Annotated in this window: 1 protein-coding gene; it reads right to left on the bottom strand. The window is 61.0% G+C overall.

What is annotated here, in order from left to right; genetic code table 11:
• Positions 1-814: AEC family transporter (locus OC610_RS28025; protein ID WP_264432867.1), on the bottom strand; the 814-nt coding region annotated here is incomplete at its 3' end.
• Positions 815-983: the final 169 nt, after the last annotated feature.

The following is a 983-nucleotide window of genomic DNA, read 5'->3' as shown; positions in this document are numbered from 1 at the left end:
AGCTGGCGGCGGCGGTAGGGCTGCCGAAGTACAGGAACAGGATCCCCAGCTCCGCCCCGCGAAACCCCCACAGCCATGCGCCCAGTGTGGTCACCAGCGGCAAGCCGACCATCTTCACCAGGCTCGAACTCAAGGCCATCTTGCCGCTCTTGCGCAAGGCCGCCAGCGACAGCGTGCCGCCGATGCAGATCAGCGCCAGGGGCAAGGTCATTTGCGAGAGGTACTTGGCCGAGGTCTCGAACCAGTTCGGCAGGCCGATCTGCCAATAGGCGAACGGCGCGGCGACGATCACGCTGATGATCAGCGGGTTGCTGATCACGCTTTTGCAGATGCTCCACGGATCGGACTTGATCACCGGGCTGTAGACCGCCAGCACGATGGTCGACAAGGTGTTGTAGAACAGGATCACCAGCGCCGCGAGAATCGCCCCCAGGGAAATCCCGTAGTCACCGTACATGCTTGCGGCCAGCGCGAGGCCGATCACGCCGTTATTGCCGCGAAACGCGCCCTGGGTATAGATGCCGCGATCCTCCCGCGGGCATCGCCAGATCGCCCAGCCCCAGGCCATCGCAAAGCTTACAAGGGTGGCAATCGAGAAATAGATCAGCAGGTCCGGTTGCAACGCCGCGTGCAAGTCGGCGTGCAGGATCCCGAGGAACAACAGCGCCGGCATGGTGACGTTGAACACCAGGGACGAGGCGATGTGGATGAAGTTGTCGTTGATCCAGTAGATACGCTTGAGCAATGTCCCCAGGAACAGCATGGCAAACACCGGCGCGGTGATGTTCAGGGTTTCGAGGAAAATTGCCAGCATGCCGGGGACCTTGAGGAGGGTGTCGTTAGGTGGCTAATGATAATCCACCCACGGCACTGGCGTCTGGTCGAGCCTCTTCGCGAGCAGGCTCGCTCCCACATTTATTCTGCGCTGAACACAAAATCCATATTCACCCCACATCCCCCTGTGGGAGCGAGCTTGCTCGCGA

It is taken from the genome of Pseudomonas agronomica (assembly GCF_025917275.1).
In the GTDB taxonomy this organism is placed as follows: Bacteria; Pseudomonadota; Gammaproteobacteria; order Pseudomonadales; family Pseudomonadaceae; genus Aquipseudomonas; species Aquipseudomonas agronomica.
Note: the sequence above shows the minus strand (reverse complement) of the source record. Positions and strands in the feature narration are given on the sequence as shown.